The 24,073-nt window shown below is 72.6% G+C and carries 24 protein-coding genes; 15 read left to right on the top strand and 9 right to left on the bottom strand.

Annotated elements, in window-relative coordinates:
- Positions 1–56: 56 nt before the first annotated feature.
- From EDF64_RS09295 to EDF64_RS09285, 3 genes are read left to right on the top strand one after another with little or no spacing between them, the layout of a single operon-like run.
- On the top strand, positions 57–1,448 hold the full coding sequence (locus EDF64_RS09295) for an MFS transporter (RefSeq protein ID WP_133519723.1): 1,392 nt from the start codon (positions 57–59) through the stop codon (positions 1,446–1,448).
- Positions 1,445–3,151 (top strand): dihydroxyacetone kinase family protein, encoded by a 1,707-nt coding sequence (locus tag EDF64_RS09290; protein ID WP_133519722.1) that lies wholly within the window; start codon positions 1,445–1,447, stop codon positions 3,149–3,151. Before EDF64_RS09295 ends, EDF64_RS09290 begins: the two co-directional genes overlap by 4 nt.
- Complete coding sequence (locus EDF64_RS09285; RefSeq protein WP_243736318.1) at positions 3,148–3,903, top strand: triose-phosphate isomerase family protein; 756 nt, start codon at positions 3,148–3,150, stop codon at positions 3,901–3,903. The genes EDF64_RS09290 and EDF64_RS09285 overlap by 4 nt, the downstream gene beginning before the upstream one ends.
- Here the strand turns inward: EDF64_RS09285 and EDF64_RS09280 are convergent.
- From EDF64_RS09280 to EDF64_RS09270, 3 genes are all read right to left on the bottom strand, one after another.
- Positions 3,900–4,574, bottom strand: coding sequence for a response regulator (locus EDF64_RS09280; protein WP_133519721.1), 675 nt, complete (start codon positions 4,572–4,574; stop codon positions 3,900–3,902). The two genes, EDF64_RS09285 and EDF64_RS09280, sit on opposite strands and share 4 nt — an antisense overlap.
- Positions 4,571–5,797 (bottom strand): sensor histidine kinase, encoded by a 1,227-nt coding sequence (locus EDF64_RS09275; protein ID WP_133519720.1) that lies wholly within the window; start codon positions 5,795–5,797, stop codon positions 4,571–4,573. Before EDF64_RS09275 ends, EDF64_RS09280 begins: the two co-directional genes overlap by 4 nt.
- A 273-nt stretch (positions 5,798–6,070) precedes the next feature.
- Positions 6,071–6,754, bottom strand: a complete 684-nt coding sequence (locus EDF64_RS09270) for an SDR family NAD(P)-dependent oxidoreductase (protein WP_133519719.1) — start codon at positions 6,752–6,754, stop codon at positions 6,071–6,073.
- 179 nt (positions 6,755–6,933) lie between these two features.
- Here EDF64_RS09270 and EDF64_RS09265 point away from each other — a divergent pair, with 179 nt between their 5' ends.
- The 4 genes from EDF64_RS09265 to EDF64_RS09250 all read left to right on the top strand — a co-directional run bounded on the left by EDF64_RS09265 (position 6,934) and on the right by EDF64_RS09250 (position 9,577).
- Complete coding sequence (locus tag EDF64_RS09265) at positions 6,934–7,908, top strand: glycoside hydrolase family 6 protein (protein WP_133519718.1); 975 nt, start codon at positions 6,934–6,936, stop codon at positions 7,906–7,908.
- A gap of 156 nt (positions 7,909–8,064) precedes the next feature.
- A complete protein-coding gene (locus EDF64_RS09260; protein ID WP_133519717.1) occupies positions 8,065–8,247 on the top strand; it encodes a hypothetical protein in 183 nt (60 codons plus the stop codon).
- Between the two features lie 48 nt (positions 8,248–8,295).
- The gene (locus EDF64_RS09255; RefSeq protein ID WP_133519716.1) at positions 8,296–8,853 is read left to right on the top strand and encodes a MarR family winged helix-turn-helix transcriptional regulator; all 558 of its coding nucleotides are present in this window, start codon (positions 8,296–8,298) and stop codon (positions 8,851–8,853) included.
- A gap of 112 nt (positions 8,854–8,965) precedes the next feature.
- A complete protein-coding gene (locus EDF64_RS09250; protein WP_133519715.1) occupies positions 8,966–9,577 on the top strand; it encodes a TetR/AcrR family transcriptional regulator in 612 nt (203 codons plus the stop codon).
- An 81-nt stretch (positions 9,578–9,658) separates the two neighbouring features.
- On the opposite strand, the gene EDF64_RS09245 is transcribed toward EDF64_RS09250, so the two are convergent.
- A complete protein-coding gene (locus EDF64_RS09245; RefSeq protein ID WP_133519714.1) occupies positions 9,659–10,762 on the bottom strand; it encodes a Gfo/Idh/MocA family protein in 1,104 nt (367 codons plus the stop codon).
- On the bottom strand, positions 10,759–11,559 hold the full coding sequence (locus tag EDF64_RS09240; protein ID WP_208108874.1) for a sugar phosphate isomerase/epimerase family protein: 801 nt from the start codon (positions 11,557–11,559) through the stop codon (positions 10,759–10,761). The genes EDF64_RS09245 and EDF64_RS09240 overlap by 4 nt, the downstream gene beginning before the upstream one ends.
- A 293-nt stretch (positions 11,560–11,852) precedes the next feature.
- On the opposite strand from EDF64_RS09240, the gene EDF64_RS09235 reads away from it, so the two are divergent.
- The 7 genes from EDF64_RS09235 (at position 11,853) to EDF64_RS09205 (ending at position 18,561) form a co-directional block, all read left to right on the top strand.
- Complete coding sequence (locus EDF64_RS09235; protein WP_133519713.1) at positions 11,853–13,151, top strand: MFS transporter; 1,299 nt, start codon at positions 11,853–11,855, stop codon at positions 13,149–13,151.
- Positions 13,152–13,155: 4 nt separating this feature from the next.
- Positions 13,156–14,364, top strand: coding sequence for an MFS transporter (locus EDF64_RS09230; protein WP_133519712.1), 1,209 nt, complete (start codon positions 13,156–13,158; stop codon positions 14,362–14,364).
- A gap of 76 nt (positions 14,365–14,440) precedes the next feature.
- On the top strand, positions 14,441–15,763 hold the full coding sequence (locus EDF64_RS09225) for a carboxylesterase family protein (protein ID WP_133519711.1): 1,323 nt from the start codon (positions 14,441–14,443) through the stop codon (positions 15,761–15,763).
- A gap of 70 nt (positions 15,764–15,833) precedes the next feature.
- Positions 15,834–16,454 carry a TetR/AcrR family transcriptional regulator gene (locus tag EDF64_RS09220; RefSeq protein ID WP_133519710.1) on the top strand — a complete coding sequence of 207 codons (621 nt, stop codon included), beginning with the start codon at positions 15,834–15,836 and terminating at the stop codon, positions 16,452–16,454.
- 73 nt (positions 16,455–16,527) lie between these two features.
- Entirely contained in the window at positions 16,528–16,968 is a 441-nt protein-coding gene (locus tag EDF64_RS09215) for an NUDIX hydrolase (RefSeq protein ID WP_133519709.1), read from the top strand.
- Positions 16,969–17,042: 74 nt separating this feature from the next.
- Positions 17,043–17,690, top strand: coding sequence for a nucleoside/nucleotide kinase family protein (locus tag EDF64_RS09210; RefSeq protein ID WP_243736317.1), 648 nt, complete (start codon positions 17,043–17,045; stop codon positions 17,688–17,690).
- Positions 17,691–17,727: 37 nt separating this feature from the next.
- Positions 17,728–18,561 carry an SDR family oxidoreductase gene (locus EDF64_RS09205; RefSeq protein ID WP_133519708.1) on the top strand — a complete coding sequence of 278 codons (834 nt, stop codon included), beginning with the start codon at positions 17,728–17,730 and terminating at the stop codon, positions 18,559–18,561.
- A gap of 13 nt (positions 18,562–18,574) precedes the next feature.
- Here EDF64_RS09205 and EDF64_RS09200 read toward each other — a convergent pair whose 3' ends face one another.
- The 4 genes from EDF64_RS09200 to EDF64_RS09185 form a co-directional block, all read right to left on the bottom strand.
- On the bottom strand, positions 18,575–19,852 hold the full coding sequence (locus EDF64_RS09200; protein ID WP_133519707.1) for an MFS transporter: 1,278 nt from the start codon (positions 19,850–19,852) through the stop codon (positions 18,575–18,577).
- Positions 19,849–20,505: an HAD hydrolase-like protein gene (locus EDF64_RS09195; RefSeq protein WP_133519706.1), complete on the bottom strand. Its 657-nt coding sequence runs from the start codon at positions 20,503–20,505 to the stop codon at positions 19,849–19,851. Before EDF64_RS09195 ends, EDF64_RS09200 begins: the two co-directional genes overlap by 4 nt.
- 113 nt (positions 20,506–20,618) lie before the next feature.
- Entirely contained in the window at positions 20,619–21,314 is a 696-nt protein-coding gene (gene nucS, locus EDF64_RS09190) for an endonuclease NucS (RefSeq protein WP_133519705.1), read from the bottom strand.
- A gap of 10 nt (positions 21,315–21,324) precedes the next feature.
- Positions 21,325–22,707 carry an MFS transporter gene (locus EDF64_RS09185; protein ID WP_243736316.1) on the bottom strand — a complete coding sequence of 461 codons (1,383 nt, stop codon included), beginning with the start codon at positions 22,705–22,707 and terminating at the stop codon, positions 21,325–21,327.
- Positions 22,708–22,903: 196 nt separating this feature from the next.
- Between EDF64_RS09185 and EDF64_RS09180 the strand changes: the two genes are divergently transcribed.
- The gene (locus EDF64_RS09180; RefSeq protein WP_133519704.1) at positions 22,904–24,043 is read left to right on the top strand and encodes a LacI family DNA-binding transcriptional regulator; all 1,140 of its coding nucleotides are present in this window, start codon (positions 22,904–22,906) and stop codon (positions 24,041–24,043) included.
- Positions 24,044–24,073: the final 30 nt, after the last annotated feature.

Genomic DNA, 24,073 nt, shown 5'->3' with positions numbered 1-24,073 from the left:
ACGCGATCCGCGCCTCCAGTCAGCAACCGCACCGTGCTCGCAAAGGAGCGAACCCCGTGTCACTACCCCCTGCACCAGCGCTCGGGTCGACGAACGACCCCGGCCTGAAGTCCGCCATCGGCAAGGCGACCAAGCACCTGATGCCGATGCTCGTCATCCTGTACTTCGTCGCCTTCCTCGACCGCACCAACGTCGGCTTCGCGGAAGAGGCGCTCAGCGTCGACCGCGGCATCTCGGACGCGGCCTTCGCGCTCGGCGCCGGCATCTTCTTCATCGGCTACGCGATCTTCGAGATCCCGTCGAACCTGCTGCTCAAGCGGTTCGGGGCGCGCTTCTGGCTCGCCCGCATCGCCGTCACGTGGGGCATCGTCGCCGCCCTGTTCGCCTTCACGACGAACGACACGATGTTCATCATCCTGCGGTTCATCCTCGGCGTGACCGAGGCGGGGCTGTTCCCGGGCGTGATCATGTACCTGTCCGAGTGGTTCCCGAACAAGGTCCGCGTGCGGATGTTCGCGATCTTCTACCTGGCGCAGCCGTTCTCGCAGATGATCGGCGCCCCGCTGTCCGGTGGCCTGATCAGCTTCGGCGACAAGGCCACCCCGTTCCACGGCTGGCAGGTCATGTTCGCCGGTGAGGGGATCCTGGCCGTGCTGGCCGGCATCGCCGCGCTCGTGTTCCTGACGAACAGTCCGCAGCAGGCGAAGTGGCTGGAGCCGGGGGAGAAGCAGTCCCTCACCGCGGCGATGGAGCGCGAGGACACGGCGCGCAGCGAGGACGGCCCGACGGGCATCTGGAAGGCGATGGCAAGCGGCCGCGTCTGGTACTTCACGATCATCTACTTCTGCCTGCAGGTCGCCGTGTACGGCACGACGTTCTACCTGCCGCAGCAGGTCTCCGCGCTGCTCGGGCAGGACGTCGGCTGGCAGGTCGGCCTCGTCGCGGCCATCCCGTGGCTCGTCGGTCTCGTGGCCTGCTACCTGGTCGGCTCGCGGGCGGACACCGTCGGCCGTCGTCGTCGCTGGGGCTCCCTGTTCTACATCACCACGGGGCTGTCGATCCTCGGGTCGGCGTGGGCCGGCGCGAACGGGCAGCCGATCCTCGGCATCGTGTTCATCACGCTGGCGGTCGCGAGCTTCCTGGCGGTCGGCCCGATCACGTGGGCGTACCCGACGGCGTTCCTCACGGGTGCCGCGGCGGCGGCGGGCATCGGCCTGATCAACTCGCTCGGCAACCTCGGCGGGTTCGTGGCACCGATCATGCGCACGGCGATCAACGAGGTCGTCCCGACGGAGAGCGGGGCGTTCGGCATCGTGTCGCTCGGGGTGCTGGCGTTCGTGGCCGCGGTGATGATCTTCTGCACCAAGTTCTTCCGCGGGGCGAAGGCGGACGAACTGCTCGACACCTCGCACGTCGCCACTGCCGACCGGAAGGAGACGGGCCGATGACCCGACTGTTCAACGACCCCGCGGACTTCGCGGACGAAGCCACCGACGGCTTCGTCGCCGCCAACGAGCGCTGGGTCCGGAAGGTGCACGGCGGTGTCGCCCGTGCGACCACCAGCCCCGAGGGGACGGTCGCCGTGGTCATCGGCGGCGGTTCCGGTCACTACCCCGCGTTCGGCGGGCTCGTCGGCCACGGCCTCGCCGCGGGTGCCGCGATGGGCAACCTGTTCGCCAGCCCGAGCGCCCAGCAGGTGGCCGGGGTGGCGCGGGCGGCCGAGCACGGCGGGGGCGTGCTGCTCAGCTACGGCAACTACGCGGGCGACGTGCTCAACTTCGACGCGGCGGCGCGGACGCTGGAGGCGGACGGCATCCCGGTCCGGACCGTCCGCGTCACGGACGACGTCGTGTCCGCGCCGGCCGACCGTGCGGACGAACGGCGCGGGATCGCGGGTGACCTCTGCGTCTTCAAGGTGGCGGGCGCCGCCGCGGAGCGTGGCGACGACCTCGAGGCGGTCACCGCGATCGCGGAGCGCGCGAACGACCGCACCCGGTCGTTCGGTGTCGCCTTCTCGGGCTGCTCGCTGCCCGGCGCCGACGAGCCCCTCTTCGAGGTGCCCGAGGGCCGGATGGCGATCGGCATGGGCATCCACGGTGAGCGCGGGATCGACGAGACCGACGTGCCGACCGCGGAGGGCCTGGCCGAGCTGCTCGTCGGCAAGCTCCTCGACGAGCTCCCCGACGGCGTCTCGCTCGGCGGCCAGCGGGTGGTCCCGATCCTCAACGGCCTCGGCAGCGTGAAGTACGAGGAGCTCTTCGTCGTCTACCGATCGGTGCAGCGCCGGCTCGCCGACGCGGGCGTGGTCATCGTCGAACCCGAGGTGGGGGAGCTCGTCACGAGCTTCGACATGGCCGGCGTCTCGCTGACGCTCTTCTGGCTCGACGACGAGCTCGAGGAACTCTGGTCGGCCCCCGCGGACACCCCCGCCTACCGGAAGGGCGGTGCCGTCCCGCAGGAGCGCGTCGACCCGTCGGTCGCCTCGGCCGACGAAGCAGCCGTGGCGATCGGCCCGGCGAGCGACGACTCGCGAGCGGTGGCCGGACGGGTGGCGGCCGGCCTGGCAGCCGTCCGCGCCGTCATCGACGAGCACGCCGACGAGCTCGGCCGCATCGACGCCGTCGCCGGCGACGGCGACCACGGGATCGGCATGCAGCGCGGCGCACACGCCGCCGACGCCGCTGCCTCGGACGCGCTGGAGCATGGTGCAGGAACGGGATCCGTCCTCCGGATCGCCGCAGACGCCTGGTCCGACAAGGCGGGTGGCACCTCCGGCGCGATCTGGGGAGCCGCCCTGGAGGCACTGGGTCGCGTCCTCGGGGACGACTCGCGTCCGTCGTCGGCGCAGGTCGCGGACGCGGTGCACGCCGCCACCGACGCGGTCCTCGCCTTCGGCGCCGTGCCCGGCGACAAGACGATGGTGGACGCGCTCGTCCCGTTCGACGACACGCTCCGTGCGCGCGTCGACTCCGGGGCACCGCTCGCCGAGGCCTGGGCAGCTGCGGTCGCCGCCGCCCGCGAGGCCGCGGACGGCACGGCGGAGCTCATGCCGAAGAAGGGCCGCGCCCGCACGCACGCCGAGCAGGCCGTCGGCACGGTCGACCCGGGCGCGGTGTCGTTCGCGCTCATCGTGGAGGCGGTCGCGGAGTGATCACCGTCGGGGTGTCGCTGAAGATGTACTTCTCGCACGCCCGCACGCTCTCGTGGGCGGCGGCCGTCGGGGACATCGCCCGGCGGCACCCCGCGGTGCGCTCCGGAGCGGCCGAACTGTTCGTCATCCCGACGTTCCCCGCGCTCGTGCCGGTGCGGCAGGTCCTCGGCGACGCCCCGGTGCTGCTCGGCGCACAGGACCTGGCGTGGGCGGACGAGGGGGCGTACACGGGCGAGGTGTCCGGTGCGGAGCTCCGCGAGATCGGGGTCGACCTCGTCGAGATCGGCCACGCCGAGCGGCGCTCCCTGTTCCACGAGACGGACGAGGACGTCGCGCGCAAGGTGCACGCCGCGTACCGCAACCACCTGCGTCCGCTGGTCTGCGTCGGCGAGGCGACCCGTGCCTCCAGTCCGGACGCGATCGCGGACGTGACCGCGCAGCTCGACCGCGCCGTCTCGGTGGCGGTCGCCGCCGGGCAGGCCCGACCGCTCACCGTCGCCTACGAACCGGTGTGGGCGATCGGGGCGCCGGCCCCCGCGCCGGACGACCACGTCGTCGAGGTGCTGGCCGGGGTGTCGGCGCACCTCGCGACGCGACCCGAGCTGGCCGGGTCGCGGGTCGTCTACGGGGGCAGTGCCGGTCCGGGGCTGCTCACGCGGGGGCAGGGCCGGATCGGCGGGCTGTTCCTCGGCCGGTTCGCGCACGACCCGACCGCGGTCGAGACGATCCTCGACGAGGTGGTGGCGCTCTAGGACTCGCCGCGCGCGCCGGCCAGCCCGTGGTCGTGCGCGTACACGACGAGCTGCACCCGGTCCCGAAGGGCGAGCTTGCCGAGGATGCTCGAGATCTGCGTCTTCACCGTGGACTCGGTGACGAACTCCTTCGCCGCGATCTCGGCGTTCGACAGCCCGCGCGACGCCCAGCCGAACACGATGCGTTCCCGGTCGGTCAGCGACTGGAACTCGGACGGCTGCGGGGACGGGGCGCGCTCGACGTCCGCACCGAACAGCTGCGACAGGTCGTTCGGCGCGATCACCGAGCTGCCCTCGTGCACGGCCCGGACGGCGGCGAACAGGAACGGCGGCGTCGTGTCCTTGAGGAGGAACCCGCTCGCGCCGAGGCGGATCGCCGTGGCCGCGGCCGGATCGAGGCCGAACGTGGTGAGGACGACCACGCGGGGGAGGGGGCCCTGCACGGCGCCGGAGAAGAGCTGGCGGACGGTCTCGACACCGTCCATCCCGGCCATGCGCATGTCGAGCAGCACCACGTCCGGTCGGAGCTGCGGGATGAGCCCGAGCGCCTCGGCCCCGTCGGACGCCTCGCCCACGACGACCATGTCGTCCTGGGCGTCGAGCACCACGCGCAGGCCCGCGCGGAAGAGTGCCTGGTCGTCGGTCAGCAGGATGCGGATCGGATCGGTCATCGGATGGTCCCCCCATGGACGTCGAACGGGATGCGGGCGCGTGCGGCGAACACGTCGTCCAGGACGGCGGCGTCGAACGACCCGCCGAGCGTGGTGAGCCGGGACTGCATCCCGGTGAGGCCCCGGCCGGAGCCACGCGTGCTCGGCAGGGCAGCGGCCGCATCGACGACCTGGTTCTCGACCTCGAGCACGAGGTCGGCGCTCCGCCAGGTCTCGCGGACGACGAGGGGGTGTCCCGGGGCACCGTGCCGCAGGGCGTTCGTCAGCATCTCCTGCAGGACACGGCGTGCGGCGGTCCCGCTGTCCGGGCCGAGCGTCACGAGGGCCCCGCGGCGGCTGTGGTCCACGTCGACCCCGGCCTCGCGGATGCCCTGCACGATCTCGTCGAGCGACCCTGGGTCGGTGTCCGTCCCGGAGCCGTCGATGTGCCCGAGGACCTGCCGGACCTCGACGAGGGAGCTCCGGGCGGTGCTGGCGATGGTGGCGCTGACCTCGCGGATGCGGGCCTCGTCGTCGAGGAACGGCACCGAGTCGGCCTGCGCGATGATCACGGCGAGGGAGTGCCCGACGACGTCGTGGACGTCGCGGGCGATGTCCGCGCGGATGCGCTCCGACTCCGCCTCGTCGATCGCGCGGGTGGCGGTGGCGGCCGCCTCGGTCGCGACGGCCTCGGCACGGAACGCGGCGGCCTCGGCGTCGGCCCGCCGTTCGGACTCGCGGTCGCGCGAACGGAACGCGCGCAGGGCGATCCCGCCGGCCCACACCCCGAGGAGCGCCGTCACTGGTGCGGCCATGGCGAGGAACGCCTGGTCGCGCGGGCCGTTGATGAGGAGCAGGAAGCGGAAACCGGTCGACGCGAGGTACACCGTCGCGCCGACGCCGGCGACGAGGGCGAGGAGCCCGGACGCGACGACCTCGCCACGGCTCCCGACCACGGCGGTCGTGCCGATCACCACGAACATCGCGAGGTCCACGAGCGACGGCCGTTCCCCGCCGCCGACCTGGATGACGCCGAGCACGACGACCATCGCCATCGCCGCCGTCGGCGAGATCCGGCGCAGCGCGATCGCGGCAGCCGCGGCGAGGACCGCGAGGAGGCTCGCGTGCTGCAGCTCGAGGTCGATGGGGAGCAGGAAGACGAACGCAGCGAGCGCCGCCCAGGCCACGTCGACGACGATCGCTCGGGTGGCGAGCGGCCGGATGAACGTGCGCCGTTCCGTCACGGCTCGATCATCGCACGATGGTGGGAGCCGGCGGTCACGGCATCGGCGACATCGCGACGAGCGCGACGGCGGTGACGACGACGATCGCCGCGCAGAGCAACAGGGTGGCGATCGTGTGCTTGGTCGAGGTCTCCATGACACCAGCATCGACAACCGCGGGCGCCGCCACATCGGACCAGCGGGCGAAGGGCTTCATCCCACCGGGTGAAAGACCGTCGTGACCCGGTGGCGGCCTGGAGGCGCGGGGCGGGCCCGCCACGCGCCTCCAGTCCGTCAGATCGTCAGTTGGCCGAGCACCCGGTGCGCGATCGAGATCGACTCGCCCGACACCGCGGACAGCGGCGAGACGAGGAACGCGACCAGGTCCGCGATCTGCTGCGGGCTGGACTCGCCGCCCGCGCCGCGCTGGACCTCGGCGGCGGGGGAGTCCGTCACCGTTCCCGGGTTGACGACGTTCACCGTGACGCCGGAGCCGGCGACCTCGTCGGCCAGGTTCTTCGCGATGACGCTCACGGCGGTGTTCCGGAGCGAGGCGGTGATGTTGCCGGAGAGGTACGCGTTCTGCCCGCTCACCACCACGACCCGGCCGTAGCCGGCCTCGCGCTGTGCCGGCAGGACGGTGTTCGCGACGCGGAGGAACCCGAGCGCCTTGCCGTCGATCGCGGACAGCACCTGCTCCGGGTCGGACTTCCGCGACGGGTCGAGCGTGCCGGCGCTCGGCGCGGCGGTCACGACGAGTGCGTCGATGCGTCCGTGCTGCTCGAGCACCCGCGCGACGCCGGCGTCGACCGATGCCCGGTCCGCGGTGTCGATCACGACGCCGTCGGCGGCGTCCGCGCTGCGGGAGGCCACGACGACGGTCGCCCCCTCGGCCCGGAGTCGATCGGCGACGGCTGCGCCGATGTACCCCTTCCCTCCGACGACGAGCGCGACACGGTTCTTGAGTTCGAGGTCCACGCGTCCACGCTATGCCCGTCGGGGCGCGCCCGCGGGGCTTTCCTCGTTCCGGAGCCGCCTGGCGATGCCTGCGAACCTCCGTCATGGCTGGGAAACGGTGACGGGCTCTATGGAGCAGGAGGGACCCTCGACGGGTAGCACTCACCACGCTCGTCCACGGACCAGGAACCGAGGCCGCCATGCCGCTCCTCCGCACCCGCCGCTCTGTCCCCGCACTGGTACTCGCCGTGCTGCTCGCCGCCGTCACTGCCGCCACCATCGGGCCCGCGCCGTCCGCCAGCGCGCGCGGCTCCGACGTGTTCGCCGGCGGGCTGTACCACCCCGCCGACACGACGGCCTCCCGCCAGGCGACGGCGCTCGCCGCAGCCGGTCGGGCATCGGACGCGGCGGTCGCCCGCACGATCGCCGCCCGCCCGGCGAGCGTCTGGCTCGGTGACTGGCTGTCCACCGCCGCACTCCGGACGACCGTCCAGCGACACCTCGCCGCCGCGTCGGCCCAGGGTGGCACCCCGGTGTTCGTCACGTACGCGATCCCCGGCCGCGACTGCGGGAGCTTCTCCGCCGGTGGACTCACGCCGGGCGCGTACGGCACGTGGAACCGCGTGCTGGCCGACACCCTCCGTGGGCACCGTGCCGCGGTCATCGTGGAACCGGACGCCCTCGCACAGCTGTCGTCCTGCCCGGGGACCGACGCCACCCAGCGGACCCGCCTCATCCGCACCGCGGTGCACGACCTCGCGTCGGCCGGCGCTGCGGTGTACATCGACGCCGGTCACGAGGGCTGGACCGCGCCGACGACGATGGCCAGGCTCCTGCGAGACGCCGGGGTCGCCGAGGCGCGGGGCTTCTCGCTCAACGTCTCCAACTCGTACGCGACGGCGGGGGAACGGGCCTACGGCGAACAGCTGCGGCGCCTGACCGGAGGGCACTTCGTCATCGACGTGTCGCGGAACGGTCGGGGAGCGACGGGCGCCTGGTGCAACTCCCGAGCCGCCGGACTGGGGCAGGACCCCACGGTGGTGGACGACGCCACGGGGCTCGACGCGCTGCTCTGGGTGAAGCTCCCGGGAGAGAGCGACGGCACCTGCAACGGCGGGCCAGCGGCCGGGCAGTGGTTCCCGGCCGGGGCCGCCTCGCTCCTCCGCAACCGGTGACGACCCTGGCCCGAGACCCCTGTCGTTCGGCCCGTCGAACCGTTCAGTGCGTGAACCGTACAGAACGAAAAAGGTTCGTTGCACTGATCGTTCGGTTCGTGAAAGAGTTCTGACCGTCCGCAGGGGACAGCTCGGAAGCCGGAAGGCGGGATCGCTATGCACAGCACGTACACCGGGATGCCGCGCCACGCACGGCTCGGCGGGACCCACACCCGGGTCGGCCTGACCGACCCCGCCGTCATCGACGCCTACGTCGAGCGGCGCATCCAGGACCCGTCGCTCCTGTCGGGGCGCTCCGAACCGTCCTACGCGGACTTCTTCAGCGTGTCCGCGGCGTAGCACCGCGCCGCAGGCCCCTCCACCAGGCACGAGAGAACCCCCGAACACATGCCGTTGACCGTCGTCCGCCGCGAGCACATGCACCTCTACGCCCGGGAGCCCCGGTCGCGTGCCGCGAAGGTCGCCGTCGACGCCCTCCTCCGGCTGCAGCACGCCGAGGAGCAGCAGCTCGAGCAGGCGCGGTCCGAGAGTGGGCTGACGAAGAACGAGTTCCTCGCCGTCCGGTACATGCTCCAGGCGCACCGGGACGGCCGGGCCATGGGTCCGAAGGACCTCGCCGTCATGCTCAACGTGTCGAACGCCTCGGTCACGAAGATCGTCGACGGACTCGTCGACAAGGGCGACATCGTCCGCGTGCCGCACCCCACCGACCGCCGCGCGCAGGTGCTCGAGCCGACGGTGCAGGCGGCGAAGAAGATCGACGCCTCGTACGCGCGGTTCCACGAGGCCGTCGTCGAGGTCATGGACCACCTGTCGACCGAGGAGAACGACGTCCTCACCCGGTGCCTGGTGCAGATCACCGAGGCCCTCGTCGGCGGCGCCCCCGCCCCGGTCGACGAGTACGTGGTCGACCCGGACGGCGACGCGGAGCCGAACGACTCCTGAGCCGGACGGTCGCAGAGCCGGACGTCCCCTGAACCGGATCGTCGTGGACGGGTCCCCACGCGCCTCCAGGAAAAAACCTTCCAGCGGTAACTTCCAGCGGTAGGTTGGGGGGATGACGCACCCGGTCGACGACGACGCGGCCCCGCCGCGACGCGGCGGGTACCGCAAGGGTGCCGAGCGCCGGACGCAGATCCTCGACGAGATGATCCGGATGGTCGCAGACCACGGGGTGGACGCGTCGTCGTTGCGATCCGTCGCCGACGCGCTCGGGATCACCCACGCGGCCCTGCGCCACTACTTCCCGAACCGCGACGAACTCCTGCTCGCCGTGTACCGCGAGCACGAGGTGCGCGAGCAGGGCGCTCCCGACCGGATGAAGTCCGCGATCGGGGACATGCGCGAGAGTGCCTCGCGGAACCGTGCGGTGCCGGGGCTCGTGCAGCTCTACACGACGCTCGCGGCCGATGCCGTGCAGGAGGGCCACCCGGCGACCCGGGAGTTCATGCGGGAGCGCTTCACCCGGCTCCGGGCCGACCTCGCGACGCTCATCGAGGCGGACCAGGTGGCCGGACGCATCCGTGCCGACCTGGATCCGGTCGACCTGGCGTCGTTGAGCATCGCCGCGTCGGACGGGCTGCAGGTGCAGTGGCTGCTCGACCCGGACGCCGTCGACGGCGAGAAGGTCCTGCGACTGCTCGAGGCGCTCGTCCCCGGCGACCGCTGAGCACCGGCGCAGCCCGGGACGGAACGAGAACGGCCGGGTCCCGATCGGGACCCGGCCGTTCCGGCACGCGGAGCGCGACTGCTAGGCGGTGAGCACCGCGGCGGCCGGATCGAAGTCCTCCGGCAGCGGCGGGATCGCGTCCACGGTCGACGTGATGTCGACGGCGGACCCGGCCTCGGCGGCGTCGCGGATGCCGAGCAGCACGTCGAGGACGTGCAGCGCGACCGCACCGGAAGCGCGTTCCGGACGGTCCTCGGCGATCGCGCGGGCGAGCTCGACGACGCCGGTGCCGCGACCCCAGGTGGAGCCGACCGCCTCGAGCGTCTCGGGCTCCTCCTGGCCGTAGCGCCAGAGCTGCGACGCGCCCTCGAACGTGTTCGGGTCGGGGAGCGAGATCGTGCCGAGCGTGCCGTTGATCTCGACGAAGCCCATCCGCGGCAGCGCGTGCTGGAACGAGAACGTCGACTGGGCGGACTGCCCGCCGGCGAACTCGATCAGCGCGGCGTGGTGCGTGGGGACCTCGACCGGGAACGTCTCACCCGCACGGGGACCGGACGCGATGGTCCGGCGCTCGAGCGACTTCGAGGACACGGCCTGCACGCGCGTGGCGGTGCCGAACGCGTGCACGAGGGTCGTCACGTAGTACGGGCCCATGTCGAACAGCGGCCCGGCACCCGTCGCGAACAGGAAGTCCGGGTTCGGGTGCCACGCCTCGGGTCCGGGGACGTGGAACAGCGTCGTCGCGGAGAGCGGCTCGCCGATGTCACCGCGGGCGATGGCCCGGAGTGCCGTCTGGATGCCCGCACCGAGCACGGTGTCCGGGGCGGTCGCCACGCGGAGCCCCTTGGCCTTCGCCGACTCGAGCACCGCGGCGGCCGACTCGTGGTCGGTCGCGATCGGCTTCTCGCTCCAGACGTGCTTGCCCGCGTCGATGATCTGCTGGTCGACCTCGGCGTGTGCGGCCGGGATCGTCAGGTTGATCACGATCTGGACGTCGTCACGCGCGAGGAGCTCCTCGACGCTGCCCGAGGCACCGACACCGTAGGCGGCTGCCTGGGCGGCCGCACGGTCGAGCAGCACGTCGGCGACGAAGCGGACCTCGACGTCGGCGAACTTCGTCAGGTTCTCGAGGTACTGCGTGGAGATGTTGCCGGCACCGATGATGCCGATCCCGACGCGGCTCACTTGTCGTTGGCCTTCAGCCACTCGAGCGACTCGGCGATGCCCTCGAAGACGTCACCCTTGTACGCGTCGAACTCGACGACGCGGATGGCCTGCGGGGCCGCGGCGAGGATGGCGGCCACGTCGACGTCGCCCTGGCCGGCCGGCGTCTGGTTCTCGAAGGCACGCTGCAGTGCCTCGGGCACGATGAGGGCGCTCTCGGACGAGGGCAGCGCGGTGCGGATGTCACCGTCGACCTTGCCGTCCTTGACGTGGATCGCGACGACGCGGTCGCCGAGGGCCTTCAGCACGGCCGGGGCGTCGGCGCCACCGACGGTCGCCCAGAAGGTGTCGACCTCGAGGACGGTCTCCGGCGAGAGCTGCGACACGAACAGGTCGTAGACGGTGCGGCCGTCGACCTTGTTCGTGAACTCCCACTGGTGGTTGTGGTAGCCGAACTTCAGGCCGCGCGACGCGGCCTCGGCGGTGAGCTCGTTGACGCGCTCGGCGATCTTCGCGACGTCGTCGGCGGTCTGCCAGCGGTCGGTCGGGATGAACGGGTCGATGACGGTCTGGATGCCGAGGCGCTCGGCGGCGTCCCAGATCGGGGCGGTGTCGTCGGCGTCGATCACGGCGACGTGGCCGGACGGTGCCTTGAGGCCGGTGGCGGCGAAGGCGCGCTCGAGGTCGGCGGCACGCTCGACGAACGCGTAGGGCTCGACGTTCTCGTAGCCGATCTCACGGACGCGGGCGATGGCCTTGTCGAGGTCTTCGGCGACGGCGTCGCGCAGCGAGTACAGCTGCACAGAGGTGGTGGGCATTGCAGAGGCTCCTTCGGTCCTGACTGGGTGTCGCGGCCCGTCGAGGAGCGATGCTCCGCGGCGAGATCGATGACGACGCTACCCCAAAAACCACCCGGTGTGTAGTTTTTGCTGCCGCGCGTTACGCCGCCCGTCACGCCGCGTGACGGCGGCGCACCTGCAGCGCGACGGCACCGCAACGACCCCGTGACGCCGCGCGTCGACCACACCTGTTGCCCCCGTCCGGCATCGATGTATGCTCGCGTTCGTCAAAACCTTGCCCGACAAGGTTTTCATCGACTCAAGGAGGCGTCATGAGCACACCCGAACCCGCGGAGACCCCGGTCCTGCTGCAGCCCGACCAGGGCATCACCCAGCCGGTCAGCACGATGAAGGTCGGGGCCGGGTACCAGGCCGCCCTCTTCCTCGGCCAGTTCGGGCTCTTCGTGGCGCTCATGGCCCCGGTCATGGTCTCGATGCAGCTCAAGGCGTCGCAGCTCAACCCGGACAACCCCGCGGCGCTCATCGGCGCGGTGCTGCCGGTCGGCGCGCTCGGCGCCCTCGTCGCGAACCCGCTCGCCGGCGCGCTCTCCGACCGGACCCGCACCCGCTGGGGCCGCCGCCGTCCGTGGATGCTCGCCGGCGTCACACTGTTCCTCGTCGCCCTGGTCTGGATCGCCTACGCGCCCGACCAGCTGCAGCTGACCTTCGCGTGGCTCCTCGCCCAGGTCGCGGCCAACGCCACGCTCGCGACCCTGACGGCGAGCTTCGCCGACAACGTGCCGCAGTTCCAGCGGGGCAGGTCGTCGAGCATCATCGCGCTCGCGCAGAACATCGCGATCCTCGCCGGCACCTACCTGTCGGTGTTCTTCGTCGCGAACCTGCCCGTGCTCTTCATCGCCCCCGGTGTGCTCGCGGTCGTGCTCATCCTCGTGTACTGCTTCGTCGCGCGGGACGACCTGCCGACGTACCGGCTGAAGAAGTTCACCTGGATCAACCTCATCTCGTCGTTCTGGACGAACCCGATCAAGAACCCGGACTTCGGCTTCGCGTGGTGGTCGCGCTTCCTCATCATCTTCGCGACCTTCATGTTCACGACGTACCGCCTGCTGTACATGCAGGACCACCTCGGCATCGAGGACGAGAAGGAGGCCACCGCGGCGGTCGCCTTCGGTGTGCTCCTCTACACGATCGTCCTCATGGTCGCGGCCGCCGTCTCCGGCTGGCTCTCCGACCGGTTCCGTCGCCGGAAGGTCTTCGTGGGCGGCTCGACCGCGCTGTTCGCGGTCGGTCTCGTCGTCCTCGCGCACGCCGACTCGGTCGGCACGTTCTACGTCGCCGAGGTCATCATGGGCTTCGCGTACGGCATCTACTCCGCCGTCGACACCGCGCTCGTCGTCGACGTGCTGCCGAACGCGGACCGCCCCGGCAAGGACCTCGGCGTCATCAACATCGCGAACGCGCTGCCGCAGTCGCTCGCCCCGGCCGTCGCGCTCTGGCTCCTGCAGGTCGGCAGCCCGGACGCGCAGAACTACACGCTCATGCTCTGGGGTGCCGGCGCCGCAGCCGTCCTCGGTGCCCTTGCCGTGATCCCCATCAAGCGGGTTCGATAGCGGGATGCACCAGCTCGGGGTCGACGTGGACCGCAGACAGCTCGCCGGGTGGCGGAACGCCGTCATCACCGCCTTCGCGATCGGCGGGGTGAGCCTGGCTGCCTGGGGTCCGCGTCTCCCCGAGCTCCGCGTCGAACTCGGCGTGGACGTCGGCACGATCGGGCTCATGCTCGGCCTGGTCACGATCGGGTCGATCGGTGGTCTGCTCAGTGCGGCACCGCTCCTCCGCCGGCTCGGCAGCCGCCGCGCGCTCACCGCGGTCGTCGTGCTCGTGCCCGCCGCGATCAGCGTGATCGGCACCGCGGCGGCCCTGCACTCCGCGCCGCTGGCGTCCGTCGGGTTCGTGATCGCCGGTGCCGGCATCGGTGCGCTGGACGTGATGGCGAACGTCGAGGGCACGGCCATCGAGGTGCTCGCGGGACGCACGCTCCTCCCGCTCATGCACGCCGCCTGGTCGGGAGGCGCGGCCCTCGGCGCCGGGATCGCCGCCCTCTGCGCGTGGCTGGGCATCACCCCGTCGGCCCAGCTCCTGGGAGAGGCCGTCGTCATCCTGGTGGTCGGGACCGTCGCGATGTGCGGCATCCCGGACGGCAGCCGTGCCGAGCCGCCCGACACCACGCTCAGCCGTCGGCAGCGCCTCCGTCAGTGGGCACGCGGGTGGGCCGACGTGCGGCTCCTGCTCATCGGCGTGGTGATGCTCGGCGTCGAGCTCGGTGAGGGGTCCGCGAACAACTGGCTCGCCCTCGCCGCCACCGACGGCCACGGGCAGAGTGCCGCGGTGGGTGCGCTGTTCTTCACCGCCTTCGCGGTGTCCGAGGCCGCCACGCGCGTGTTCGCCGGACCGGTCGTCGACCGTCTCGGCCGGGTCGCCACCATCCGCTGGACGACGGCCCTCGGCATCGTCGGCGCGGTCCTCTTCATCGTCGGCGACAGCTGGTGGCTGACGCTGATCGGCGTGGTGCTCTGGGCGGTCGGTGTCTCGATGGGCTTCCCCCTCGGCATGTCCGCGGCGGCCCAGAGCGGCCCCAACCCGGCGGCGCGGGTGAGCGTGGTCGCGTCGATCGGGTACTTCGCGAACTTCGCGGGGCCACCCGTCGTGGGCGCGATCGCCGAGCACGTCGGCGCGCTGAGCGCGCTCTGGCTGGTCGCCGTCCTGTTCGTCGCGGCCTTCGCGGCGTCGGGTTCCCTGCGTCCGGTCGCCGGACGGGACTGACGACGGCCTGGAGGCGCGCGACCGGCCCGCCCCGCGCCTCCAGGCCGCCGTGTGGTCACCTCGGTACCGTGAGCGGATGCTCGACGCCGCCTCGCTGACCTTCGAACCACCCGCCGGACCCGTCACCGGCGTCGTCGACGGGAGCGTCGTCCGTGCCCTCGGGATCCCGTACGCGCGCGCCGAGCGGTTCGCGCCACCGGAGCCGATGCCGACGTTCACCGAGCCGTACCCGGCGACCGTGCCGTCGCCCGTGGCCCCGCAGCCGAAGGCGGAGTTCGTCGACCAGCTGCTCCGGCCGGTCGAGGGGCTCGCCGTCGACGAGCACTGCCAGCGCCTGTCGATCACCGCGCCGGCCGACGTGCAGCCCGGCGAACGACTGCCCGTCATGGTCTGGATCCACGGCGGCTCGTACGTCATCGGCGGCGGCGACCTACCGATCTACGACGCGCGCGAGCTCGTGACCGAGCAGCGCGTGGTGCTCGTGTCGGTGACGTTCCGGCTCGGGATCCTCGGGTTCCTCGGCGACGGGGAGACCGTCCCCGCGAACCTCGGACTGCTCGACCTGGTCGAGTCCCTCCGCTGGGTGCAGCGGAACATCGCGGCGTTCGGCGGCGACCCCGACCTCGTCACCGTGTTCGGGCAGTCGGCCGGCGGGGACGCGGCCGCACACCTCATGATCAGCGCGGGGACGGCCGGGCTCTTCCGGCGCGCGATCATCCAGAGCGCGCCGCTCGGCCTCTCGCGGGGTCGGGCCCGGATGAACCGGGCGATGACCAGGGCCATCGGCGCCGTGCACCCGGACACCCCGCTCGAGGACCTGCTCGACCGGCAGGCGGTCGGCACGAGGGCGGCTGCTCCGTACGGCCTGGCCAGCGGGATGCCGTACGGCACCCAGTACGGTCACGCGCCGCTGCCCGCGGAACGCGACCTCGACCGTGCCTGGAGCGCGGTCGCGCCGGACGTCGACGTCCTGATCGGGTCCGCCTCGGACGAGACCGGCATGTACGTCCCGCTCATCCCCGGCCTGCGGTCGGTCGCCAGGCTCCGTGCGGTCCGTCCGCTCCTCCGCTGGCTGCTCGTCCGCCCGCTGTCCGAGGTGATCTACGGGCGCGACGTCCGACGGTTCGCCGAACGCCACCGGGCGGCGGGTGGTCGAGCGACCGCGTACCGGCTGCACCGCGGCGTCACGACGAAGCCGACCGGTGCCGTGCACATGAGCGACCTGCCGCTGCTGCTCGGCGGCCGCGACGCCTGGGCCGGCACCCGGTTCGTGCCGGAGCGCGACTGGCCCGAGGTCGAACGGCGCGGCCGGGCGTTCCGGGCGATCTGGGCCGAGTTCGCGCGCACCGGCCGGGTCACCGCCGAGGACGACGAGACGCTGACGTTCGACCGCGGCTGACGGGACCCGGCCGGACGCCCCCAGAACAGGCGGCTCGCGGGGTGGGCGTGCGGCCCGGAGAATCGAGGGCATGCCCGAGTCCGACGCCGACCTGCGCGCCCGCATCGTCACGGGCGCGATCGAGGCGTACCGCGCATCCGACTTCCACTCCGTCGGCCCGGCCGAGGTCGCCGCGCACGCGGAGGTCACCGAGGCCGACGTCCACCGGGCCTACCCGTCGTGGGAGCTCCTGGTCGTCGCCGTGATGGACCGGTGGAACAACGGCAACCGACGAGCCCTGTGGGTCGTGGCCGAACGCTCCGGGGCCGTCGCGTACCTGCGCGCCCGACTCGAGGCCGGCCTCGACGAACCCGCGCTCGTCCGGCTCCGGACCGCGCTCCTCAGCGCCGCGTCGAACCCGGAGCACCCCGCCGCCGGGTGGTTCCGCGGCCAGTACACGCGCTCGTTCGACGACATCACCCTCGCCCTCGTGCGCGACGTGGTCGCCGGGCGGGAGCCCCGCGGCACCTCGCCCCGGCACGCGGCCGAGCAGCTCGTCGCCCTGTACGAGGGGCTGCAGCTGCAGTCGATGGTCCGCGACGACACCGACCCGCTGGCCGGCTTCGACCGTGCCGTGACACGGATGCGCGTCGGGTGGTCGGCTGCCGCCGCGGCATCGCCCACGACCGGCTCCGTCACGACGCTGTCCTGACCGACACCGCCACGACCGGGCGCGACCGGCGCGGCTGAGCGGTCCGGGGTGGGCTTGCTGGCATGGTCGGCAGATGGAGTACACGGACTACGACACCCGGCTCGCCGCCTACGGCGTGATCACCGAGGGCGACCGCGTGCTCCTCGCGAAGCTCCGGTTCCCCGAGGCGGGCACCTGGACCCTGCCCGGCGGCGGGGTCGAGTTCGACGAGTCCGTCGAGCAGGCCGTCGTGCGCGAGATCCGGGAGGAGACCGGCTTCGAGGCCGCGGTCGGCGCACTCCTCGGCGTCCGCCACCACATCGTGCCCGCCGAGCGTCGCATCCACGCCAACGGGCGACCGATGAAGGCCGTGCAGGTCGTCTTCCGGGCGTCGATCACCGGCGGGTCGCTGCGGTCGGAGCTCGACGGGTCGACCGACGAGGCCGCCTGGCTGCCGATCGCCGACCTGCCACACCACCGGCACGGCCTGGTCGTCCCGATCGCCCTCGGCTGGGCGGGCGCGCTCACCCGCTGACCCGCTGACCCGCTGGCCCACTCGCCCGCGACCCGTTCCGGGAGCCCATCGGTCGGCTCTGCCAGGATGAAGCCGTGACCCCGCCCGAGATGTCCGTCGACGAAGCGGTGACCCGCGCGGTCGGACTCGCCGGTGCCGGCCGACGCGTCGTGCTCGGCATCGTCGGTGCACCGGGCGCCGGCAAGTCCACCCTGGCCCGGCGGATCATGGTCGCGGTCGACGACGCCCTCGGCACCGGGACGGCCGTGCAGGTGCCGATGGACGGCTTCCACCTGTCGAACGCCGCCCTCGACGCGCTCGGCCGCCACGACCGCAAGGGTGCGATCGACACCTTCGACGCCGACGGCTACGTCGCGCTGGTCCGCCGCCTGGTCGACGGAGCGCCCGACGGGCCGGTCGTCTGGGCGCCCGACTTCGACCGCCGCGTCGACGAGCCCGTCGCCGGCAGCATCTCCGTCCCGCCGACGGCCCGGCTGGTCGTGTCGGAGGGGAACTACCTGCTCGACGACACCGCCCCCTGGACCGCGCTCCCCGACCTGTTCGCCGAGACGTGGTTCTGCGCCGTGGACGACACGGTCCGGGTCGACCGCCTCGTCGGCCGGCACATGCGGCACGGACGCGACCACGAGGCAGCCCGCCGCTGGGCGGTGGAGGTCGACGGCGTGAACGCGGCGAGGGTCGCGCCCACGGTGATCCGTGCCTCCAGGACGGTCCGGACGTGACCACACGTCCGGTGACCCCGACAGATCAGGAGCGACCATGACCATCGCACTCACCGGCGCGACCGGCAACATCGGCGGAGCCGTCGCACGAGCGCTCGCCGCGGACGGCGTGCCGTTCCGCATGATCGTGCGCGACGCGTCGCGCGCACCGGAACTCCCCGGGACGGAGACCGCGGTGGCGACCTTCGGCGACGTCGAGGCGAGCCGAGCCGCGCTCGAGGGCGTCGACCTGCTGCTGATGGTGTCCGGCGCCGAAGCCCCGGACCGTCTGGCGCAGCACAAGGCCTTCGTCGGCGCGGCGGCGACGGCCGGCGTCCGGCACGTCGTCTACACGTCCTTCATGGGCGCCGCGGCCGACGCGACCTTCACGCTCGGGCGCGACCACTGGGCGACGGAGCAGGCGATCCGGGCCACGTCGATGGCGCACACGTTCCTGCGGGACGCCTTCTACCTGGACTTCGTCGAGGACCTGGTCGGCGAGGACGGGGTGATCCGCGGGCCGGCCGGCGACGGAGCGATGGCGGCGGTCGCGCGCGCCGACGTCGCACGCGTGGCGACGGAGGTGCTCCGGAACCCGAACGGCCACCTCGACCGGACGTACGAGCTGACCGGGCCCACGGCGATCACGCTCGAGCAGGCGGCGGCGACCGTCTCCGAGGTCCGCGGGCGGACCGTCACCTACCACCCGGAGACCCTCGACGAGGCGTACGCGTCGCGGGCGAGGTGGAACCCCGAACCGTGGCAGGCGGACGCGTGGGTGAGCACCTACACGGCGATCGCCGAGGGCGCGCTCGCGCGGGTCTCCGGCGACGTCGAGCGGGTGACCGGGCGACGGCCGATGTCCCTGCGCGAGGTGCTCGAGCAGGGCTGACGCGCGACCAGCGCTACGACACCCGACGCGCGGCGAACGTGCCGACGACGCCGAGGACCAGCACCGCGCCGAGGACGACGAGCAGCGGTGCCGTCCAGTCCCCGGTCGCCCCGTGCAGCGACCCGGCGACGAGTGGCCCCGCCGAGCCGAGCAGGTAGCCGCCGCCCTGCACGAACGCCGACATCCGCCGCGCATCCGCGTCGCTCGAGACGATCCGGACGATCACGATGAAGATCACCGTGATGCCGCCACCCTGGGCTGCTCCGCCGAGCACCGACCAGAGGAGCCAGAGCTGCGGCGCGAAGAGCAGGCCGAGCGGCATCGCGAGCCAGAGGAACGCGACGAGGGCGATGATCGCGCGCGGGCGCCACTTCGCGGCCAGGATCGGCACGCCGAGCGCCCCGACGACGGCGAGGATCTGGAACACCGACGAGCTCGCGCCGGACGACGCCTTCGAGAAGCCGATCTCGTCGTGCAGCAGCGTCGGGATCCACGCGGTGAGGGCGTAGTACGAGAAGGCCTGCCCGCCGAACGCCAGCGTGAGGCCCCAGGTGATGAGTCGACGAGCCGGACGGACGGGCTCGGCGGCCGCCAGCTCGGCGGCGCGCGCGGCACGGACGGTCCGGATCGCGCCGGTGTCGAGCACCTGGTCGATCGGGCCGGTCACGGGGAGCGGTTCCTCGGCGGCGGCGCGGGTCGGACGCATCCAGGCGGCTCGCGCACCGACGGCGGACGTCCACGCGACGCCGGCGATGACCGCGAACACGGCCCAGATCGCGATCGCGACCGGCCAGCCCCACGCGGCGGCGATCGGCGCGGTGCCGAGCGAGGTGATCATCGACCCGACGTTGAGCGCCGACGTGTAGACGCCGGTGACCAGGCCGACCCGCTCCGGCGAGGTGTCGCGGCGGATCACCACCGGGATCACGACGTTGCCGATCGTGATCCCGATGCCGATGACCGCGGTGCCGATCAGCAGCGACGCGGCGGACGGCATCGACCGGACGACGGTGCCGACGAGCACGATGACGAGCGACAGGGAGACGGCGCGTTCCGGGTCGGCCTTCGCGATCACCCAGCTGGCGAACGGCGTCGCGAGGGCGAAGCACAGCACCGGGATGGTCGTCAGCAGGCCGGCGATCGTGGCGGTCAGCCCGAGGTCGGCCCGGACGTCGCCGATCACCGGAGCCGTCGCGACGATCGGGCCGCGGAAGTTCAGCGCGATGAGGACGATGGCGGCGGGCAGGAACCACGCCGCGCCGCGCAGGCCCGTCGAGACGGCGCGGGTCACGGCAGCAGGATCGGCAGCAGGTCGAGCGGGGTCGCCGCGGTGGCGATCGTGCCCTCTGCCTCGGACGGCGAGCCGTACCCCCACGCGGCGAAGACGACCGGCACGCCGTGCACCGTCGCGCCCTCGACGTCGTGCAGGCGGTCCCCGACGAGCACCGGACGCGAGATGTCGAAGCCGCGGGCGTCGAGCCGCTTCAGTGCTTCTTCGACGACGTCGGCCTTCGAGCTCCGGACCTCGTCGTCGCTCGCCCCGGTGATGATGTCGATGTCCCCGGTGAGGCCGTAGTGCTCGAGGATGTACGTCGCCGGGGTCTCGGGCTTGCTCGTCGCGGTCGAGATCGGCAGCCCGGCCTGGTGCAGCGTGCGGAGCACGACGTCGATCCCGGGGAACATCTCGGAGTCGAGGGCGCCGTGCGAGAAGTAGTGCTCGCGGTAGACGGCGAGGGTGTGCTCGGCCTGCTGCTGGTCCATCCCCATGGCCGTCGTGAACGTGTCCATGATCGGCGGACCGACGAACGACATCAGGGTGTCGTGGTCGGGCACCGGCACGCCGACCTTGCGGAACGTGTACGTGAGGCTCTCGAGGATGCCCGGAGCGGAGTCACTGATGGTGCCGTCGAGGTCGAAGAGGATGGCGCTGAACGGGCTGGTCATGTCCTCCCCACCCTATCTGCGCGGTGGCGTGCCGACGTGGCGGAGTCGACCCGCGCCTCCAGGCCCGCCCTCGGAACCGGCGGGGCAGTCGGTGCTGCACCCGAGCCTGCTGCTCAGAACAGGCGGGTGTGGCCGCCCTCGATGCCGCGCATCGCGTCGTAGTCGAGCACCAGGACGCGGATGCCGCGGTCCTCGGCGAGGGTGCGCGCCTGCGGCGCGACCGTCTGCGCCGCCAGCACGCCCTGCACCGGACGGAGCAGGGGGTCGCGGTTCATCAGCTCGAGGTACCGCGTCAGCTGCTCGACCGCGTCGATGTTGGCGTTGCGCTTCATCTCGACCGCGACGCTCGCCCCGGCCTCGTCCCGCGCGAGGATGTCGACCGGACCGATGGCCGTCATGTACTCGCGGCGGACCAGGGTGTGCCCGTCGCCGAGGAGCTCGATCTGCTCGGCCAGGAGCTGCTGCAGGTGCGCCTCGACCCCGTCCTTCACCAGGCCCGGGTCGACGCCGAGGTCGTGGGTCTCGTCGGAGACGACCTCGTACAGGGACACGATGAGCTTGTCCTGCGTCTTCTTCTGCGTGACCGTCCACACCTGCGTGATGCCGGCGCTCGACTGCTCGTCGTCCGGCTCGGTGATCTCGATCGAGCACGGCGGGCTCATCCAGTTGAGCGGCTTGTAGCTGCCGCCGTCGGAGTGCACGAGCAGCGAGCCGTCGGCCTTCAGCATGAGCAGACGGGTGGCGAGCGGCAGATGGGCCGACAGCCGACCGGCGTAGTCGACGGAGCAGCGGGCGATGACGAGACGCACGCCGGGAAGCCTACCTGCGGTCGGCGGCGCGGTCGGACGTGGGCCGGTCTGCACGGTCGGCGCTGTCGGTCTCCTCCGTCCCGTGGGACCGGTCGGTCGCGTCGGTCCGGTCTGCGCCGTCGGCCTGGAGGCGCGGTCCGGCCCCGCCGTCCGCGTCGCGACCGCGACGGGTCGGCCTGGCGGCGGCGCCGGTCTCGCGGGCGGCTCCCGACGCCAGTCCGGCCGCGATGATGAAGACGAACACCACGAGCAGCGCACCGAGGAGTCCGACGTGCTCGCCCAGGAACCCGATGATCGGCGGCCCGGCGAGGAACGCGACGTAGCCGATCGTCGCGACGGCGCTGACCTTGAGTGCGGCGGTCCGCGGGTCGTCGGCCGCGGCGGACATCCCCATCGGGAACCCGAGGCTGGCGCCGAGACCCCAGAGCACGACGCCCACGATCGCGAGCGGCACGTTGTCGATGAAGATGAGCATGCCGAGGCCGACCACCGCGACGGCGGCGCTGATCCGCAGGATCGGCACACGACCGAACCGGTCGATGAGCGGGCTGCCCGCGACGCGGCCGACGGTCATCGCCGCCAGGAAGACGGTGAGCACCGCGGCGCCGGCGGCGTTGTCGAGCCCGTGGCCGTCGATCATCGCCAGCGGGAGCCAGTCGTTCGCTGATCCCTCGGCCAGTGCCATGCCGAGCACGATCACGCCGATGAGGATCGTGGACGGCTGCGCCCACACCTGCCAGCGGGTGACCTGCGTCGGCACCGGGCTGGTCTCCGTGGCGACGTGCTCGGCGTCGGCGAACCGGTGCTCGTCCTGGAAAGCGCGGACCGCCACGAGCATCGCGGCGCTGGTGACGAGCACGAGGACGATGAAGTGCCACGCGACCGGGATCTCGAGGGCTTCGGCCAGGGCCCCGAGGCCGGCGCCCGCGAGCGTGCCGAGGCTGAACGCGGCGTGGAACAGGGGCATGATCGTGCGCCCGCCGGCCTTCTCGGCCGCAGCACCGGAGACGTTCATCGACACGTCGCACAGGCCGTTGCCGAACCCGAACGCGATGAGGGCGATCCAGATCGCGGCGAAGCCCCACCCGAGCGTCACCGCGATCCCGGCGAACACCATGCCGAGCGCCAGGCAGGCTGCGGCGACCTGCACGCCACGACGGGCGCCGAGCTTCGAGACGATGTGCCCCGCGAAGGTCAGGCCCCCGATCGAGCCGACCGCCATGCCGAGCACGAGCAGGCCCATCTCGAACGTGCTCGCGCCGAGGGCGTCGCGGACGCTCGGGATCCGGCCGAGCCACGTGGCGATGTCGAGCCCGGACAGGGTGAACACGACGAACACCGCGATGATCCAGGCCCGTGTCGTCGGGGTGGTGCGGGCGGACGTCGTCGTCATGGTGGTCCCATCGTGCTTCGGTGCTGGTCGTGGCGGGGTGGTGCTGGTGTCGTGCTGTGCGTGCCGCTGCGCGGGTCGTGCTGTGAGTGTCGTGCTGTGCGTGCTGCTGCGCGGGTCGTGCTGCGCGGGTCGTGCTGTGCGTGTCGCGCTTCGGTCGAATCGATTCGACCGCTGGTTCCGGCTACGCTAACGGGCGATGGACGAACCGGCAACAGGACCCGGCGCGTCGCGGACGGAAGCAGCCCGTGACGGCGTCGCACGTCGGTCGCGCCCGACCCTCGCCGCCGTCGCACGTGCCGCCGGGGTCGCCCCGTCGACCGCCTCGCTCGCGTTCAGCGGCAGCGGCCCGGTGTCCGAGGACGCCAAGGCCCGCGTGCTCGCCGCAGCCGCCGAGCTCGGGTACGGCGGCCCCGACCCCCGCGCCCGCTCGTTGCGCCGCGGTCGATCCGGGGTGATCGGGGTCGTCATGGACGAACGCCTGAGCGACGCCTTCCGCGACCCGGTCAACGTCCTCACGCTCGACGGCATCGCCGAGGTCGCCGGAGCCGCCGGTGCCTCGCTGCTGCTCGTCCGGAGCCCGCTCGACGACGAGCAGGGCGCCGGTCCGATCGTCGACGCCCCGATGGACGCCGTCGTGCTCGTCGGGTGCAACGTCCGGATCGACCCCGCCGTCGCCGTCCTCCGCCGCCGGCAGATCCCCGTCGTCGCGATCGAGGCGGACGAGATCGAGGGCGCCGTGCCGATCCACCTCGACAACCGCGAGGCCTCGCGCCGGGCCGCCGCGTACCTGCGCGACCTCGGGCACACCTCGGTCACGATCGTCGCGCTGCCGCTCGACGCCGCTCGGCGTCGGGGCCCGGTCGACGCTGCGCGCGAGGCCGCTGGCGTCGCCCACACGACCCTCGAACGCCTGCGCGGCGTGCGCGGGGTCTACCCGGACGCCGTCGCGATCGAGACCGCGGGCAGTTCAGTGGAAGAAGGACGGATCGCCGGCGACGCCCTGTTCGCCCCCGGGTCGACGGTCCCGACCGCCGTCGTGGCGCAGAGCGACCTGCTCGCCGTCGGGGTGATCTCGGCCGCACTCGACGCCGGGCTCCGGGTGCCGGAGGACGTCAGCGTCGTGGGCTTCGACGGCATCACGGTGGACGACAGCCTGTTGCACCGCACGCCGATCCGGCACCTCACCACCCTCGTGCAGCCGTTCGCGCAGAAGGGCCGCGCTGCCGCTCGTGCCGCGCTCGCGATGCTCGAGGGGGACGAGCCCGTGCCGGCGGCGTTCCGGTCCGAGCTGCGGATCGGGGACACCACCGGGCCGGTGCGCGACCCTCGTCCGTGAGTCGAGCGAGTCGGGACCGGTCGCGCTCCG

It is taken from the genome of Curtobacterium flaccumfaciens, from assembly GCF_004361695.1.
Classification (GTDB): Bacteria; Actinomycetota; Actinomycetes; order Actinomycetales; family Microbacteriaceae; genus Curtobacterium; species Curtobacterium flaccumfaciens_B.
This window is presented reverse-complemented; position numbering and strand designations above follow the sequence as displayed.